This is a genomic window from Candidatus Pelagibacter communis, assembly GCF_001179925.1.
In the GTDB taxonomy this organism is placed as follows: domain Bacteria; phylum Pseudomonadota; class Alphaproteobacteria; order Pelagibacterales; family Pelagibacteraceae; genus Pelagibacter; species Pelagibacter ubique_E.
The window spans coordinates 41462-59640 of the sequence record NZ_CVSF01000064.1; the positions used below are offsets into that span (position 1 = coordinate 41462).

General features: G+C 27.8%; 18 protein-coding genes. 15 read left to right on the forward strand and 3 right to left on the reverse strand.

Annotation, left to right across the window (positions count from 1 at the left end; all coding sequences use genetic code 11):
- Positions 1-24 precede the first annotated feature (24 nt).
- The 3 genes from AMN70_RS03765 (at position 25) to AMN70_RS03775 (ending at position 5645) form a co-directional block, all read left to right on the forward strand.
- Complete coding sequence (locus AMN70_RS03765) at positions 25-2364, forward strand: penicillin-binding protein 1A (protein WP_075501905.1); 2340 nt, start codon at positions 25-27, stop codon at positions 2362-2364.
- Positions 2364-3456 (forward strand): peptide chain release factor 2 gene (gene prfB / locus AMN70_RS03770; protein ID WP_425304115.1). Its coding sequence is split into 2 segments (ribosomal slippage): positions 2364-2408 and positions 2410-3456, totalling 1092 coding nucleotides; the frame shifts between segments, so codons are not numbered across the junction. The genes AMN70_RS03765 and prfB overlap by 1 nt, the downstream gene beginning before the upstream one ends.
- Positions 3456-5645 carry an AsmA-like C-terminal region-containing protein gene (locus tag AMN70_RS03775; protein ID WP_075501909.1) on the forward strand — a complete coding sequence of 730 codons (2190 nt, stop codon included), beginning with the start codon at positions 3456-3458 and terminating at the stop codon, positions 5643-5645. Before prfB ends, AMN70_RS03775 begins: the two co-directional genes overlap by 1 nt.
- Here AMN70_RS03775 and tyrS read toward each other — a convergent pair.
- Positions 5642-6883, reverse strand: coding sequence for a tyrosine--tRNA ligase (gene tyrS / locus AMN70_RS03780; protein ID WP_075501911.1), 1242 nt, complete (start codon positions 6881-6883; stop codon positions 5642-5644). The genes AMN70_RS03775 and tyrS overlap by 4 nt on opposite strands.
- A 47-nt stretch (positions 6884-6930) precedes the next feature.
- On the opposite strand from tyrS, the gene AMN70_RS03785 reads away from it, so the two are divergent.
- Positions 6931-8091 (forward strand): anhydro-N-acetylmuramic acid kinase, encoded by a 1161-nt coding sequence (locus AMN70_RS03785; RefSeq protein WP_075501913.1) that lies wholly within the window; start codon positions 6931-6933, stop codon positions 8089-8091.
- On the opposite strand, the gene AMN70_RS03790 is transcribed toward AMN70_RS03785, so the two are convergent.
- Entirely contained in the window at positions 8088-8744 is a 657-nt protein-coding gene (locus AMN70_RS03790; RefSeq protein WP_075501915.1) for an alpha/beta hydrolase, read from the reverse strand. The genes AMN70_RS03785 and AMN70_RS03790 overlap by 4 nt on opposite strands.
- 134 nt (positions 8745-8878) lie before the next feature.
- On the opposite strand from AMN70_RS03790, the gene AMN70_RS03795 reads away from it, so the two are divergent.
- From AMN70_RS03795 to AMN70_RS05695, 9 genes are all read left to right on the forward strand, one after another.
- A complete protein-coding gene (locus AMN70_RS03795; RefSeq protein ID WP_075501917.1) occupies positions 8879-9304 on the forward strand; it encodes an Rrf2 family transcriptional regulator in 426 nt (141 codons plus the stop codon).
- Between the two features lies 1 nt (position 9305).
- A complete protein-coding gene (sufB, locus tag AMN70_RS03800) occupies positions 9306-10748 on the forward strand; it encodes a Fe-S cluster assembly protein SufB (RefSeq protein ID WP_075502044.1) in 1443 nt (480 codons plus the stop codon).
- Positions 10748-11482 carry a Fe-S cluster assembly ATPase SufC gene (gene sufC, locus AMN70_RS03805; RefSeq protein ID WP_075501919.1) on the forward strand — a complete coding sequence of 245 codons (735 nt, stop codon included), beginning with the start codon at positions 10748-10750 and terminating at the stop codon, positions 11480-11482. The genes sufB and sufC overlap by 1 nt, the downstream gene beginning before the upstream one ends.
- On the forward strand, positions 11483-12730 hold the full coding sequence (locus tag AMN70_RS03810; protein ID WP_075501921.1) for a SufB/SufD family protein: 1248 nt from the start codon (positions 11483-11485) through the stop codon (positions 12728-12730). It begins immediately after the preceding gene.
- Positions 12727-13947, forward strand: coding sequence for an aminotransferase class V-fold PLP-dependent enzyme (locus AMN70_RS03815; RefSeq protein ID WP_075501923.1), 1221 nt, complete (start codon positions 12727-12729; stop codon positions 13945-13947). Before AMN70_RS03810 ends, AMN70_RS03815 begins: the two co-directional genes overlap by 4 nt.
- Complete coding sequence (gene sufU, locus AMN70_RS03820) at positions 13944-14408, forward strand: Fe-S cluster assembly sulfur transfer protein SufU (RefSeq protein ID WP_075501925.1); 465 nt, start codon at positions 13944-13946, stop codon at positions 14406-14408. The genes AMN70_RS03815 and sufU overlap by 4 nt, the downstream gene beginning before the upstream one ends.
- Positions 14409-14413: 5 nt before the next feature.
- Positions 14414-14710, forward strand: a complete 297-nt coding sequence (locus tag AMN70_RS03825; RefSeq protein ID WP_075501927.1) for an iron-sulfur cluster assembly protein — start codon at positions 14414-14416, stop codon at positions 14708-14710.
- Positions 14710-15048: a HesB/IscA family protein gene (locus AMN70_RS03830; protein WP_075501929.1), complete on the forward strand. Its 339-nt coding sequence runs from the start codon at positions 14710-14712 to the stop codon at positions 15046-15048. Before AMN70_RS03825 ends, AMN70_RS03830 begins: the two co-directional genes overlap by 1 nt.
- A gap of 63 nt (positions 15049-15111) precedes the next feature.
- On the forward strand, positions 15112-15282 hold the full coding sequence (locus tag AMN70_RS05695) for a hypothetical protein (protein ID WP_179850388.1): 171 nt from the start codon (positions 15112-15114) through the stop codon (positions 15280-15282).
- On the opposite strand, the gene glnA is transcribed toward AMN70_RS05695, so the two are convergent.
- Positions 15283-16689 (reverse strand): type I glutamate--ammonia ligase, encoded by a 1407-nt coding sequence (glnA, locus tag AMN70_RS03835; RefSeq protein WP_075501931.1) that lies wholly within the window; start codon positions 16687-16689, stop codon positions 15283-15285.
- Between the two features lie 139 nt (positions 16690-16828).
- On the opposite strand from glnA, the gene AMN70_RS03840 reads away from it, so the two are divergent.
- Together AMN70_RS03840 and AMN70_RS03845 are read left to right on the forward strand one after the other, a co-directional pair.
- Positions 16829-17308 (forward strand): YbaK/EbsC family protein, encoded by a 480-nt coding sequence (locus AMN70_RS03840; RefSeq protein WP_075501933.1) that lies wholly within the window; start codon positions 16829-16831, stop codon positions 17306-17308.
- Entirely contained in the window at positions 17305-18177 is an 873-nt protein-coding gene (locus AMN70_RS03845) for a DMT family transporter (protein WP_075501935.1), read from the forward strand. The genes AMN70_RS03840 and AMN70_RS03845 overlap by 4 nt, the downstream gene beginning before the upstream one ends.
- The last annotated feature ends 2 nt before the right edge of the window (positions 18178-18179 follow it).

Consider the following 18179-nt stretch of genomic DNA (forward strand, 5'->3'; position numbering starts at 1 on the left):
ATTCCACTATATAATGGAATCAAAATGACTAAGTTATTTAAAAATATAATTATACTTATTTTTGGTATTGTATTGATCTCATCAGTTACAATTTTGATAGTTTTATGGACTTTTTCAAACAGTATTCCAGACTATAGATTTTTAAAGAATTATAAGCCTCCAGTTTCAAGTAAAATGTATTCCGGTAATGGTGAATTAGTGGCCGATTTTTCTAAAGAAAAAAGGATTTTTGTACCTTATGAAGCGATACCAAAAAATGTAATTAATTCTTTTCTATCTGCTGAAGATAAAAATTTTTTCTCTCATCCAGGGGTTGATGCTAAAGGTGTAATGAGAGCAGTCATAAATAATATTAACAATGTACTGACTTCTAAAAGGCTTGAAGGAGCCTCAACTATAACCCAACAAGTAGCAAAAAATTTTCTATTAACAAACGAAGTAAGCATAAAAAGAAAAATTAAAGAGGCAATTTTAGCATTTAGGATTGAAAGAGCTCTATCAAAAGAAAGAATTCTAGAGTTATATCTTAATCAAATTTATTTAGGTAGTGGAGCTTATGGAGTTGCAGCAGCAAGCTTAGAATTTTTTGATAAATCAATTAAAGAATTAAATTACAATGAGGCAGCATTACTAGCGGCTTTACCCAAAGCACCGAGCAAATATAATCCTTATAGAAATAAAGATCTAGCAAAATTTAGAAGAGATCTAGTTTTAAAAAATTTGTACGATAATAATTTTATTGACCAAAAAAAATACTTAGAATTAAAGAAACAATCTATTGAATTGAAAAAAGTTAAAAAAGTTTTTTTAGAAAATTCTCAATACTATATTGAGGATGTAAGAAAAAATATTATAGATCGATTAACCTATGATAAAGTATATAATCAAGGTTATAATATTAATACACCTATAAATTTAGAATTACAAAAAATTGCAACACAATCTTTAAGAAACGGTCTTGTTGATTATGATAGAAGAAAAGGTTGGCGTGGACCAATAAAAAATATCAAATATTCTAAAAATTGGTATGAACAAATAGAAAAAAAATTTAAATTAGAAAAATCCATTGAATGGCAAATAGCAATTATTAAAAAGATAAATCAATTTAATTCAATAATAGAAGTAGAGAATAATTTAGAAAGTGTAATTAATTATAAAGATATATCGTGGACCAAAAAAGAATTTGATGATTTATTTAAAGTAGGAGACGTGATTTATGTTAAAAAGATTGACTCTAAATCTCATAGTCTACAACAACTTCCAAAAATAAATGGAGGTATTGTGGTAATGGATCCCTTTACTGGAAGAGTTCTTGCTTTAAGTGGTGGTTTTAGTTTTAAAAATAGTGAGTTCAATAGAGCATCACAAGCTTTAAGACAACCAGGTTCTGCTTTTAAACCTTTTGTTTATGCTCTAGCATTGGAAAATGAATATACTCCATCCACTTTGATTTTAGATGCACCACTTGTATTAGACCAAGGCATTGACCTAAAAAAATGGAAACCAGAAAATTATGGAAAAAAATTTTATGGACTTTCAACATTACGTGTTGGATTAGAAAAATCTAGAAATTTAATGACCGTTAGAATAGCTCAAGATTTAGGAGTTGATAAAATTACAAGTTTTACCAAAAAAGTTAATATTTATGAAAAACCAGAAGAATTATTATCTATCTCATTAGGTTCAGCTGAAACAACATTGTTAAGTCTAACTTCGGCATATTGTTCTTTTGTAAATGGCGGTAAATTAATCAATCCCGTTCTTATAGACCGTATTCAAGATAGTGAAGGGAATACTATAATTAACAATGAAAATAGAAAATGCATAAACTGTAATCAAATTTCTTTTACTAGTAAAGAATTTCCAAAAATAGAGGATAATTATGAACAAGTGTTATCACCGCAAACTGCTTATCAATTAACCTCAATTTTACAAGGTGTTGTTGAAAGAGGAACAGGAAAAAAACTTAAAAATCTTGGATTAAATCTTGCTGGAAAAACTGGTACTACAAATGATAATACCGACGCATGGTTTATTGGTTTTACATCTAACCTTGTAATAGGAGTTTATGTTGGTATGGATAATCCCCAGCCATTGGGAAAATTTGAAACTGGATCTAAGGCTGCACTACCTATATTTGAGGAATTTGTTAAAAAGGCTGTAAAAAAATCTGATGCTCGGCCATTTAAAGTTCCTGAGGATATAACTTTGATGGTTGTAGATCCGAATACCGGTGATAAAGCAAAATTTAGTTCAAAAAATACAATAATAGAGTCCTTTAAAAGTAAAAACATTTCCAATGGCAAAGTTTTATATTTAAATAATAATAGATTAGATACTAATAATATATTAAGGTTCTACTAATGAATGATAAATATTTAAATTTTAAAAAAGAAATAGAAAAAATAAATCAAAGAGTTAAGGAGTATCTTTGAAAAAAATAGTATTAATTCAAAATTAGAAGAATTTAATAAAAAAATGCTTGAAGCAAACTTCTGGCAGGATAAATCTAATTCTCAAAAAATAATAAAAGAAAAAAAATTATTTGAAGATTTGATTAATTCTTATAATCAATCAAAAAATCAACTTAAAGATCTCAATGATTTATATGATTTAGCTTTAGAAGAAAATAATACCGATATTCAAAACGAGATAAGTAAAAACATTTTGGAATTAAGATCTCTTGCAAAAAAAAATGAAATTAAATGTTTTTTATCTAATGAAGCAGATCCATTAGATACTTATGTAGAAATACACGCAGGCGCTGGAGGAACAGAAAGTCAGGATTGGGCTGATATGTTAAGGAAAATGTATATCAAATGGTCTGATAGTAAGAATTATAATTATCAAATAGTTAGTGAACATAAAGGTGATGAAGCGGGCATTAAATCATCAACAATTAAGATTGAAGGTGATTATGTATTTGGATGGTTAAAAAAAGAGTCAGGTATTCATAGATTGGTAAGAATTTCTCCATTTGACTCAGGTGCTAGAAGACACACAAGTTTTGCCAGTGTATGGGTTTATCCTGTAGTAGATGAAAATATAAACGTTGAGATATTAGAAAAAGATTTAAGAATTGATACTTACCGGTCAAGTGGCGCTGGGGGTCAACATGTGAATACAACAGATAGCGCTGTTCGTATAACACATATTCCATCTAAAATAGTTGTTCAATGTCAAAATGAAAGATCACAACACAAAAATAAAGAAACTTGTATGAATATGTTAAGAGCAAGACTTTACGATTTTGAAATAAAAAAAAAAGAGAAGCAAAGCCAAAGCACCGAAGCTTCAAAATCAGAAATAGGATGGGGTCATCAAATAAGATCTTATGTTTTACAACCTTATAGATTAGTTAAAGATAACCGTACTAACCACGAGAGCTCAAGTCCAGATAAAGTTTTGAGTGGTGAAATAGACGAATTCTTAGAAAAATCTTTACATAAACTTTAATGACAAAAATAATTTATAGAACAACTATCACTATAATATTTATACTATTAGTTACAGCTTTATATTTAAGCACTATTGGGATAAAAACTAAAAAATTCAATTCCCAAATTATTTCTCAAATCAAAAAATATGACCCGAATTTAAATCTTAAAATAAACCATGTAAGTGCAAAATTAAATTTGTTTAAATTTAATATTGATGCAAAAACTGTTGGCACAGATGTAATTTACAGAAACAAAGTAATTAAGATAGAAAATATAAAATCAAAAATTTCAATAAAATCATTTATCGAAAATCAATTTGCGTTATCTGAAATATCAATTTCAACAAAATCTCTTCCCTTAAAAGAATTAATTGGTTTTATTAGAATTTTCAATAACGATACTAAACTTTTAATACTCGAACAGTTAATAAATAATGGTTATATAGTTGCAGATCTTAAATTAGAGTTTGATAAATCTGGAAAAATTAAAAAAAATTATAAAATAAAGGGATTTGTCAATGATGGCCAAATATCGATATTAAAAAAGAAAGTTAGTAAATTAAATTTTATTTTTGATTTTTCCGATAAAAAATTTATTTTTAATGAAATCAATTTATTACTTAATAATAAAAAAATAATTGTTCAAGAATTAATTGCTTCAAAACTAGAAAATGAATTTTTAGTTTCTGGAAAATTAAATAGTAAAAATTTAAATTTAAAAAAAGAGGATTTGAAACAATTAGTTCAAAATCAATTTTTTAATGAAAATTTTGACGAGACTAAATTTAGTGCAGATAGTAGTTTTAATTTTAAAATAGATAAAAATTTTAAATTTCAAAATTTTGATATCAAATCTAATATAGATGTAAACTTTTTAAAACTAAAACAATTTTTTAAATTAAAAAATAATTTTCCAAAAATGAAAGATTATGTTCTTTTAGAAAATCAAAAAATCAAATTAAATTACAAAAAAGATAAATTGGAAATCATTGGAGGTGGAAATTTACTCATTCAAGAAGAACCAGATAAAATTGAATATAGAATTTTAAACAATAAAGACAAATTCGATTTTGATTTAAATTTGGAGATTTTTAAAAATATATTCATTATAGATTTATTGAATTATGAAAAAGAAAAAAAATCTACTTTAAATTTATCTATAAAAGGAAAAAAAAATAAAAATGAAATTTTATTTAAAGACATATTGCTTTCGGAAAAAGAAAATTTTTTTTCAATTAAAAATTTAAAGTTATCAAAAAATTATACAATTGATGATATTGGAAATATAAAGATCAACTATCTAGATAAAGAAAAGTTTAATAACGACTTACAAATTAAAAAAGATAAAAAAAACTATTTAATTACTGGAAATAATTTAAATATTAATAAAATTATAACCGACCTTTTAGATTCTAAAGGAACTAAAAAAAATAAAATTTTTAGCAATAATTTCAAAATATTTTTAGACATCAATACAATTTATTTAGATAAAATAAATTCGTCTTATGATTTAAATGGTTTTTTATCCATTAATAATAATGAGATAAGTGAGCTAAATTTAGTGTCAGTTTTTTCAGACAATAAAAAAGTAAAATTTACAATAAATACTACAGATAATAATGAAAAAATTACTACTTTATTTTCAGAAAAGGCTAAACCATTGGTAGATAGATATAAGTTTATAAAAGGATTTAATGAGGGATCTATTGATTTTTATTCAATAAAAAAAAATGATGTTACAAAATCAACTATAAAAATTTATGATTTTAAATTAAAAGAATTACCGGCTTTAACAAAGTTATTGACTTTAGCATCATTACAAGGAATTGCAGATTTATTATCTGGTGAAGGAATAAGATTTAATGATTTTGAAATGAACTTTACTAATAAAGATAATCTTATGACAATAGATGAGATATATGCAATTGGTCCTGCAATTTCAATATTAATGGAAGGATATGTGGAAAAAAATAGTTTAATTAGTTTAAGAGGTACATTAGTACCTGCTACAACTATTAATAAAACTATCAGTTCAATTCCTATATTAGGAAGTATATTAGTTGGAGAAAAAGTAGGCGAGGGAGTTTTTGGAGTTAGTTTTAAAATAAAAGGACCTCCTAATAATTTAGAAACAACTGTTAATCCAATTAAAACATTAACTCCAAGATTTATTACTAGAACGCTTGAGAAGCTTAAAAAAAATTAATTAGTCAACTTAATTATTACGTGATTTTTTTTACCATGTGATAATTTAATTAAATTCAGATTTTCAAAAATTTTTAACGACACTAAATAATTTTCTCTTTCAATAGGAATATCATTAATCTTTATTCCATTATCTTTAATCGCTCTTCTGACTTCTCCTTTTGATTTTAATAATTTAGATCTAACAACTAAGTCTAAAATACTAAGACCTTCTTTTAATTCATTTTTTTTAATTTTAATAATTGGAAGTTCAGTCTGATTGTTTATTTCTTTTTTTACAAAAATTGAAATTGATGTTTTAAAAGCTTTATTTGCTTCATTTTGACCATGAAGCATTTTTGTAGCTTCTAAAGCTAATTTTTCTTTTAAATCATTAATATTCATATTTTTCATATTTTCTATTTTAGATACCTCAAGATCTGTAAACATTTTCAAAAACTTTATAACATCTTTGTCATCTGTATTTCTCCAGAATTGATAATAATCATATGGTGACAAAAGTTTTTTATCTAACCAAATTGCTCCTTTTTCAGTCTTACCCATTTTTGTTCCAGAAGCTAACGTGATTAGAGGAGTTGTAAGACCATAAACATGTTTATTTGAATGTCTTTTAATGAGTTCAACACCATTTACAATATTTCCCCATTGATCTGAGCCTCCAATTTGTAATAGGCAATTTTTAGTTTTGTTAAGTTCTAAAAAATCGTAAGCTTGTAATATCATATAATTAAATTCCATGTAACTAAGAGACTGTTCTCTTTCTAATCTTAATTTAACACTTTCAAAGCTGAGCATTTTATTAATTGTAAAATGTTTTCCAATTTCTCTTAAAAAATTTATATAATTTAATTTTCCAAGCCATTTATAATTATTGACAAAAATTGGTTTTAATTTTGGATTATCTGATTTCAAAAAAATATTAAATACTCTCTGAATACTTTTTATGTTACTTTCAATTTGTTTTTCAGATAAAATTTTTCGTGTTTCTTCTTTTCCTGATGGATCACCAATCCTAGTTGTTCCGCCTCCTAATAGAACTATAGGTCTATGACCATGTTTTTGAAGAAGTCTTAGACACATTATTTGAATTAAACTTCCGACATGTAAACTTGAAGCAGTACTATCAAATCCAATATAGGCGTGTATTTTTTTATTATCTAGTAAATCCGATAATTCATTTTCGTTAGTGCATTGGTAAAAATAACCCCTGTCTTTAAATTCATTTAAAAATTTATTCATAAGCGTATACTTCCACAATATACAAATTTTATTAAAAAAAAATAAGAATGGCAAAAATTTACACAGCTTTAGGTTTAATGAGTGGAACCTCAATGGATGGGGTAGATGCCTCAATTATATCCTCAGTTGATGGCATCAGATTTGATGAAAAATTCAATAGATTTTACGAATATGATAAGGGTCTCTATCAAAAAATAAGCAATATCAGAGATAATATATTTACTTCAAAAGATTTAAAAAAACAAAAAAAAGAGCTGAATGCTCTTGAAAAAGAAATAACTTTGTTTCATGCTAAAGTAGTTGATGATGTTAGCCAAACCATTAATGAATCAAATATTCCTGAATTTGAAATCATAGGTTTTCACGGACAAACTATGTTTCATAGTCCTAAAGAAAAAATTTCTGTTCAGTTAGGCGATGGAAAGCTTTTATCTCAACTTACCAAAAAAATAGTGGTGTATGATTTCAGACAAAATGATTTAATTAATGGTGGTCAAGGAGCACCTTTAACTCCTGTTTTTCATGAAAGTTTAAGAAACAAAATATGTGAAAATGCTCCGGTAATATTCATTAATATTGGTGGAATTACTAACGTAACTTGCTTTCATTCAAAAAATAAACTTGATGAATCAATGTTTGCTAGTGATATAGGACCAGGAAATTGTTTAATCGATGAATGGATGAGAAAAAATTCAAAAACAAGATATGATAAAAATGGACTTACTGCTAAATCTGGAAAAATAAATGAACTTATATTGAATCAAGCATTAGATAATTTTGAAACTAGATTTAATAGTTCATTAGACATTAAAGATTTTGATATTTCATTTGTTAGAGGTCTTTCTTTAGAGGATGGTGCTGCAACAATTACAAATTTTACGGCTGAAATAATTTCATCGAATTTAAAAGATTTATTAAATAAAAATGAATTTGAACCTGATGATCATATACATTTAAATTTTATAATTTGTGGAGGAGGGAGAAAAAATGATTGTTTGATGAATTTTTTAACTCAATACATATCTAAAAAAATTGGTTATAAAAATTTTCAATTAATCGATGAGCATGGAATTGACGGAGATTTTATTGAGTCACAAGCATTTGCTTTTCTTGCAATAAGGTCATTTCTTGAATTACCAATTTCTTTTCCTAAAACTACAGGATGCAATAAACCATGTACTGGCGGAATAATAGTAAGTAATTTTTAATATAAAGCTGTTTCTTTTTTAATATACTTATCCAAGTATTTTACTAACTGTTCTTCATTTTTTGAAAAAAAATGATTTCCATCAGGAACAGATTGAAATTCAACTTTGATACCTTTTTGGGAACTTAATCTCTTATTAAGGTCTGTTATATATTCCAAAGGAACTAGTTCATCTTTTTTTCCGTAAATCATCAACCCTGAAGTTGGACAAGGCGATAAAAAAGAAAAATCATAGACATTAGGCTGTGGTGATATTGCTATAAATCTATTTATCTCAGGTCTTCGCATCAATAATTGCATTGCAATCAATGAACCAAAAGAAAAACCAGAGACCCAACATTGTGAGTTATCAAAGTTTTCTCTCTCTAACCAATCTAATGCAGCAGCAGCATCTGCTAGCTCTCCTTGACCATTGTCAAATTCACCATCACTTTTTCCAACCCCTCTAAAATTAACTCTACAAACTGAAAAATCGTTATCCATAAAAGTTTTAAATGTCTCAACGACAACTTTATTATTCATAGTTCCACCATATTGTGGATGGGGTTGTAATACTAAAGCTATTGGAGATGTATTTTTTTTGCTTTTAAAATATTTTGCTTCAAGTCTTCCTGCGGGCCCTGGTATAAAAATTTCTAAAACTTTATTGTCCATAATTGTTATTGATTATTATTCTCAAAAAAAAATTAGGTTTATCATAACTGCGTGACAAAATGTTAGTCTTTTTTTATTTTAGATACTTGACTAATTTAGTCAGGTTTATATATACCCTCTAAAATAGCGGATTTATGAAACTAACATCTAAAGGCAGATATGCGGTAATGGCTTTAGCGGACTTGGCAAGATTTGACAATATCAATCCAGTTTCTCTAAGAGATATATCTTTAAGACAGGGTATTTCTTTAGATTATCTAGAACAGATTTTCTCAAAATTAAGAAAAAAAGACATAGTTCAAAGTGTCAGAGGAACTCAAGGAGGATATGTTTTAAATAAGAAAGCTAAAGAAATAAAGTTAACAAATATTTTTGATGCCGTAGATGAAAAAGTAAAGACAGTTCAGTGCAAAAAAGACTCAAAAAAAGGATGTAACGGTAAATCTACAAAATGTTTAACTCATAATCTTTGGGATGAGCTTGAAAATCATATTAATAACTTTTTTGAAGAAAAAAGCTTAGAGGATTTAGTTAAAGACAATGTTGAAAGAAGAATTTGAAATGGATACTAGAGAAAAAGATATCGAAAATCTTAAAGATTATAAATATGGTTTTTCAACCGATATTGAAAATATTAAAGCTCCAAAAGGGTTAAATGAAGAGGTTATAAAATTTATATCGAATATTAAAAAAGAACCACAATGGATGTTAGAATTTAGATTAAATGCTTTTAAAAGATTTAAATTATTAAAAGAACCAAATTGGCAAAAACCAAAATATCCAAAAATTGATTATCAAGATTTATATTATTATTCTGCACCAAAAAGTATGAAAGATAAACCTAAAAGTCTTGATGAACTTGATCCAAAACTTTTAGAAACATATAAAAAACTTGGTATTCCTTTACAAGAGCAAGCAAGATTAAATGGAATTGCAGTAGATGCAGTATTTGACTCTGTGTCAGTAGCAACAACATTTAAAGAAGAATTAACAAAACAAGGAATTATTTTTTGCTCTATGTCTGAAGCCATACAAAATCATCCCAATTTAGTTAAAAAACATTTAGGAACAGTAATACCTACTACAGATCATTTTTTTGCTACTTTAAACTCTGCTGTTTTTACGGACGGATCATTTGTTTACATACCAGAAGGTGTTAGATGTCCAATGGAGCTATCTACATATTTTAGAATAAATGCATCTGAAACTGGACAGTTTGAAAGGACATTAATTATAGCAGACAAAGGAAGTTATGTTAGTTATCTGGAAGGCTGCACAGCTCCAATGAGAGATGAGAATCAATTACATGCTGCCAATGTAGAATTAATCGCTTTAGATGATGCAGAAATAAAATATTCTACAGTTCAAAATTGGTATCCAGGAGATGAAAATGGTAAGGGTGGTATCTATAATTTTGTAACTAAAAGAGGATTGTGTAAAGGAAAAAATTCTAAAATCTCTTGGACACAAGTAGAAACAGGTTCGGCTATAACTTGGAAATATCCAAGTTGTATTTTAAAGGGAGATAATTCAATAGGTGAATTTTATTCAATCGCAATTACAAATAATCATCAAAAAGCTGATACGGGAACAAAAATGATCCATTTAGGTAATAATACAAAAAGTAAAATAATTTCCAAAGGTATTAGTGCCGGATTTTCAGATATGACCTATAGAGGTCTCGTTGATATTAATTCAAGAGCAAAAAATTCTAGTAACTATACACAATGTGATTCTTTGTTAATGGGAAACAAATGTGGAGCTCACACTGTTCCTTATATTAAAAATAAAAATTTTGATTCTAATATTGCTCATGAAGCCACTACATCAAAAATAAGTGAGGAACAATTACATTATTGTCAACAAAGAGGTTTGAGCTCAGAAGAGGCTGTTGGGTTAATTGTGAATGGTTTTTGCAAAGAAGTATTACAACAACTACCTATGGAATTTGCAGTTGAAGCTCAAAAACTTGTGGGTATTAGTCTTGAAGGGAGCGTTGGATAATGCTCAAGATAAGTAATTTAAATGCTAACATTGATAATAAGACAATTTTGAAGGGGTTTTCATTAAACATAAATCCCGGAGAAGTGCATGCAATAATGGGTCCTAATGGATCAGGCAAGAGTACGTTATCAAATATTTTATCTGGAAAAAAAGGCTATGAAGTGTCTGGTGATATTTTGTTTGAAAATAAAAATTTATTTGACTTAGAAACAGAAGAAAGAGCCCATAAAGGTATTTTTTTAGCTTTTCAATATCCATTAGAAATTCCTGGGGTAAATACAAATATTTTTCTAAAAACTTCTTTGAATGCAATAAGAAAAGCTCGAGGTGAAAAAGAGCTTGATGCTATCGAATTTTTAAAACTTGTAAAAGAAAAAGCAAAAGAGCTAAAATTTGATGAGGAAAAATTGAGCAGACAGCTGAATGTTGGTTTTTCAGGTGGTGAAAAAAAGAAAAATGAAATTTTACAAATGTCGATGTTAGCTCCCAAGTTATCAATTTTAGATGAGACAGATTCAGGTTTAGACATTGATGCATTAAAAATTGTTGCCGATGGTGTAAACACTCTAAGAAGTAAAGACAATTCTTTTTTGATAATCACTCATTATCAAAGATTGTTAGATTATATTAAACCAGATTTTGTTCATGTTTTAATGAATGGAAAAATAATTAAGTCAGGTGGACCTGAGCTAGCATTAGAATTAGAAAAAAAAGGATACGAAAACTTTAATTAAATGACAGATCAAATTAAAATAGATTTTGAAAAGATAATCAAAAATTTGGAATTAACTGAGACTGAAGTAGATTTAAAAAAAAAGTCTTTGAATAAATTTATTGAAAATGGATTCCCAAACAAAAAACTGGAAAACTGGAAGTTTCTAGACATAAATCAAATTATTCAAAAAAATATTGGTGAATTAAGTTTTTTTAACGATTATTCATTATCAAATAAAGTTGATACATCAATTTTTGTAAATGGATTGGAACATAATAAAATTGTTTTTATAAACGGAAAAATTGAAAAAATTGATTTTAGTTATGAAAACAAAGATAAAATTGAGATAAAAGAAAGCTCACATTTCAAAAACGATTTAAAAAATACTAATTCTTTAATTGATTTGAATAATGCATTTACAAATAAAATTTATAAAATTTTGATTAAAAAGGGCTATTCTTTGAAAAAGCCCTTAATTGTATATCATGCAACTAACAAATACATGAATTCAAAGAATATCAATTTAAGATTAGAATTTCAATTGGAACAAAACAGCTCTCTGAGATTAATTGATTACTTTAGTCACGCCTCAGAAAAAAATTTTATAAATATCCATTATAATTTTGCATTGCAAAAAGATGCAATTTTAAAAAATTACAAAATTGATAAAACAAAAAATAAAAATTTAAAATATTCTTTTAATAATATTGATCAGGATGAAAATAGCATTTCAGAAACTTTTATTTTGTCATCTGGATCTAGTTATTTAAAGAATGAGATTAACTGTAATTTAAATGGAAAATACTCATCAGCTTTTGTGAATGGTGTTTTTTCTATTACTAACAATCATCAACATGAAATAAGAACCACAATTAATCATTTAATTGAAAATACAAAAAGTTATCAATTAATCAAAGGTGTTCTTGGAAAAGATTCTAAAGCTGTTTATCAAGGAAAAATATTCGTCGATCAAAAAGCCCAAAAAACTGATGGCTACCAATTAAGTAAAGCAATATTGCTAGACGAGACCTCAGAATTTAATGCAAAACCTGAATTAGAAATTTATGCTGATGATGTAAAATGCTCTCACGGATCAGCATCAGGTAGTTTAAATGAAAACTCAATATTTTATTTAATGTCCAGAGGTCTAAATTATCAACAATCTAAAGAACTTCTAATCAATGGATTTATACTTGATGTAATTGAAAAAATTACCGACCTGGAAATAAAAAATTTAATAAAAAATATAATAGGATTAAAAGAATGAATATAGATAAAATTAAAAAAGAATTTCCAATTTTTGACGAAAAAATTAAAAATAATGATCTAGTTTATTTAGATAGCGCGAATTCTTCCCAAAAACCCAAAGTTGTTTTAGATAGGATTAACGATTTTTACTCAAAGCAATTTTCAAATGTCGGAAGAAGTTTACATTATTTAGCTGTTGCAGCCACTAATTTGTATGAAAATACAAGAAGTTCAGTTCAAAAGTATATTAATGCAAAAGATAAAAATGAGATTGTTTTTACAAAAGGAGCTACGGAAGCATTAAATTTGGTAGCAAATACACTTGGTCAGACTATTTTAGAACCAAATGATGAGGTTTTGATTACTGAATTAGAACATCATTCAAATTATGTTCCTTGGCATTTTCTTAGAAAATCTAAAAATATAAAAATAAGGTTTGCTGAAATAAATGAAGATGGCGATATTCCAATTGAAAATATTGAAAAAGAAATAACTGATAAAACTAAAATAATAGCAATAACTCATTTATCGAATGTTACTGGATCAGTTCTACCAATCAAAGAAATTACACAATTAGCTCACTCAAAAGGAATAGTAGTTGTGGTTGATGGTTGTCAGGGAGGGCCACATTTAAAATTAGATATGCAGGATTTAGATTGTGATTTTTATGCTATTTCGTGTCACAAAATGTATGGACCAACTGGATTAGGAGTTTTATATGGAAAAAAGAAATGGTTAGAACAACTTCCTCCATATCAAGGTGGGGGTGGAATGATTAATGAAGTAAAAAAAGATAGAATTACTTACGGTGAACTTCCAAATAAGTACGAAGCTGGAACAATGGCTACAGCACAAGTAATAGCTTTTGATCAGTCAATTAAATTCCTAGAAACTATTGGAATTGAAAATATAATCAAACATGAAAAAGAGTTAATAGAGTATGGTCAAGAAATCTTACAAAAAAATAATTCTGTTAAACTAATTGGAAATCCAAAAGAGCGAGGAGGAGTATTATCATTTACTATTGAAGGTGTTCACCCACATGATATTGCAACTATTTTGGATGAGACCGGTGTTGCAATTAGAGCTGGACACCACTGTTGTCAAATACTTCATGATAAACTTGGAATACCTGCGAGCGCTAGAGCGTCATTAGGAGTTTATAATACCAAAGATGATTTAGATAAGTTGAATGAAGGAATTACCAATTGTAAAAAAATATTTGATTTAAAATGAACTTAAAAGAATTATATCAAGAGATAATTTTAGAACATGGTAAAAATCCAAGAAATTTGGGAAAGACTAAAAATTTTAATAAAGATGCTAAAGGAAATAACCCATTATGTGGCGACAATGTTCATATATATCTAAAATTAAATGATCAAAGAAAAGTTGAAGATATCTCATTTGAAGGCAGCGGATGTGCAATTTCTATGGCATCAGCCTCGATAATGACAGATTTAATAAAAGGTAAAAGCGATAATGAAGCTAAAGAAATAATTGAGGATTTTTTAGGAATGATTAAAGAAAACCCAGAACTAAAATCAAGTATTCTTAAGGAAGATGATAAAACAAAATTAATGTGTCTTTCAGGAGTTAAACAATATCCTATGAGAGTTAAGTGTGCTACCTTATCATGGCATACTTTAATTTCTGCAATGGAAAATGATGGAAAACAAGTAAGTACGGAGGATTAATATTTATGGAAGTGAAAGATAAGATAATTAATGAAATAAGAAAAATTTATGATCCTGAGTTACCAGTAAATATTTATGAACTTGGCTTGATTTATGATATAAAAATTTTAGGAAGAAAAGCAGAAATTAAAATGACATTGACTACACCAAATTGTCCTGTAGCTGAAAGTTTACCCAAAGAAGTAAAAGAAGGTGCGATGCAAGTAGATGAAATAGATGATGTTGATTTAAAATTAGTGTGGGACCCACCTTGGAATAAAGATATGATGTCAGATGCAGCGAAATTGGAGTTAAATTTATAATGGAGCCTATAATTAAATTGAGCGACAATGCTGCTAACAGAATTAAAGAAATTATGTCTAATGCTGAAAAAGATGCTTTAGGTGTTAGAGTTTCAGTTAAGTCAGGAGGTTGTGCTGGCATGTCATATGTAATGGAGTATTCAAAAAAACTTAATCCCAATGACGAGATAATAGAAGATAAGGGTGTTAAAGTATTTATAGATTCTGCAGCAGTTATGTACTTGTTAGGCACTGAGATGGATTATAAAAAAGAAGAAATATCCTCAACTTTTGTATTCAACAACCCTAACGAAACCGAGAGATGTGGTTGTGGTGAGTCTTTTAAGGTAGAAAAATAAGTAGTATCCCATAAGTTGCATAGCAGTATTGCATATATTGCATATCTAGTGTATAAAGCTTATATGAATAAATTTGAATTTAAAAATCTTGTTAAAGGTCTAAAGAATTCTTTGAAAGAAAAATCTTTTTTTAAAGAACTACGTAAGGAGGTAGAGACTGGTGCAAACGGCACTCAGGATTACGTTGTTAAAAAAGGCATTAACAAAGATACTATAGCTACAACTAGACAGTAATTAACTACTGTAGTACATCTGAAACTCAACAGGATGAGGAGTGTGTTCAAATTTGTGAATTTCCTCAAATTTTAAAGCAATATAAGCATCTATTTGATCGTCAGTAAATACGCCACCTTGAGTTAAAAACTCTCTATCTTTGTCTAAACTTTCCATCGCTTCTCTTAAAGATCCACATACAGTTGGAATAGATTTAACTTCTTCAGCAGGTAAATCATACAAATCTTTATCGAAAGACTCGCCAGGATGAATTTTATTTTTTATTCCATCTAAGCCAGCCATTAACATTGCAGCAAAAGTTAAATAAGGATTTCCAGCTGCATCTGGGAACCTTATCTCACATCTTGCACCTTTCTTACTTAAAGTGATTGGTATACGACAAGATGCAGATCTATTTCTGGCTGAATATGCTAAAAGAACTGGAGCTTCAAATCCAGGTATTAATCTCTTATAACTATTTGTTGTTGAATTTGCGAATGCATTAATTGCTTTCGCATGTTTTAATATACCACCAATGTAATGAAGAGCTGTTTCAGATAATCCAGCATATGCTTCACCAGAAAACACTGGTGTATCACCTTTCCATATTGATTGATGAATGTGCATTCCAGAACCATTGTCTCCAGCAACTGGTTTAGGCATAAATGTTGCAGTTTTTCCAAAAGAATGAGTTACCATTTGTACAACATATTTATATAATTGAACATTGTCTGCTTGATTAACTAATGTTCCAAAATACATTCCTAATTCGTGTTGACTTGGAGCAACTTCATGGTGATGTTTTTCAACTTTTATACCAACTTCTTTTAAATTTTTTAAATATTCCCCTCTCATGTCTTGCTCACTGTCAACTGGGGGAACTGGAAAATACCCACCTTTTATTGGGGGTCTGTGTCCCATATTACCATTATCATATTCTTTTCCAGAATTATATGGGCCTTCTTTACTATCAATTTTAAAACCACATTCGTTCATATCATTTTTTATTCTTACATCATCAAAAACAAAAAATTCGGGTTCTGGACCAAAAAATGCTTTATCTCCAATACCTGAAGCCTTTAAATATTCTTCAGCTTTTTTAGCAACACCTCTTGGATCTCGTTCATAAGGAGTTTTCTTAATTGCATCCAAAATATCGCAAAACAGGACTACGGTGTTGTGAGAAGTAAATGGATCTAAAAAATATCTCGATAGATCAGGTTTTAAAATCATATCAGACTCGTTAATAGCTTTCCAACCAGCTATGGAAGATCCATCAAAAAATACTCCTTCATTTAACATTCCATCATCGACTGCTGTTGAGTCCATAGTTAAATGTTGTAATTTTCCTCTAGGATCAGTAAACCTTAAGTCTACAAATTCAGCTTCTTTATCTTTAATAAATTTTAAAACATCGTTAGCACTCATAAACTCTCCTTTTTAAGCTGCGTGATGTTTACCAAAAAAAGATTGATTAATAATGCTCTTTTACTTAATAACACCTATGCAAATTTCACATAAGTGTATAATTAAACGATATAAAAAACTAACAATTAAAAGTTGAATAATGACTTTATTAGATAAAGAGCCTGTAAAAAGAGTAATGGGAAAGCTGAAAGAATTTGACGCTAAATTAGAGGTTATGGTTTTAAATTCATCAGCTAAAACAGCATCTGAAGCGGCTTCATCTTTGGGTTGTGAAGTTGGGGCAATAATTAAAAGTCTCCTGTTTAAGACTGAAAATACTTTTACGCTATGTTTAATTTCTGGAGATAAAAAAGCATCATTAAATAAGATTAAATCAAAATTAAATATTAAAGACGTTTCTATGGCCTCAGCTGATGAAGTTAAAAAAATTACCGGATATACTATAGGGGGAGTTTCACCAATTGGTCATTTAAGCCAAATTGCAGTTTTAATAGATAATTCATTTGAAAGATTTAATGATTTATTCGCAGCAGCAGGACATCCAAATTGTGTTTTTAAAATAAGTTTGAAAGATTTAAAAAATATAACCAATGGTGAAATTCACGAAATAACAGAATGAGACAACCTAAACTACTTGATTATATATTATTAGTAACACTTGCTTTAATTTGGGCTTCTGCCTTTTTTAATATAAAGATTGCAACATATTCTTTTGGCCCAATCACAATTGCTTTTTTAAGAGTCTTTTTTGGGGCAATTCCAGTTTTGTTATTGTGTTATTTTAAAAAGATAAAAATTGAAGCATTTTCAAAAGATTGGCATTGGTTTGCGATGATAGGGTTTATTAATTTAGTTGCTCCTTTTTTTTTAATTGCATATGGAGTTAAATCTGTTCAGAGTAATTTAGCAGCAATTTTAATGTCAACAACCACGTTGAGTTCAACAGTTCTTGGGCATTTCTATACTAAAAATGAAAAATTTAATTTGGTTAGAACTATTGGTGTTCTAATTGGATTTTCAGGAATAGTTTATTTATTCTCAGACAATTTATTAATTAATGAAAATAATTTTTTTTCAGCTCTATTAATACTCTTAGGAGCAACTTGTTACGTTATTGGAGGTGTTTTAACTTTAAAAATAAGTAAGAAAAAAAATGAGAACGTTACCAGTTCAATATTAATATGGGCAACAATAATTTTGATACCACTTGTAAGTTTTATTGAACAACCTTGGCAATTGACTCCAAGGTTAGACTCTACAATTTCTGTTATATATCTTGGATTGGTTTCGACGGGAATTGCTTGGCTTTTAAGATTTAGAATATTAATTAATAATGGTTTAATTTTTCAATCTCAAGTATCCTATTTAATTCCAATATTTGGAACAATTTTAAGTTATATTTTTCTTAAAGAGTTAATCACTTTTAAAGTGTTAATTTCATTAATTGCAGTAATCATAGGAATTTATTTTGTTAAAAAAGCAAATTAATT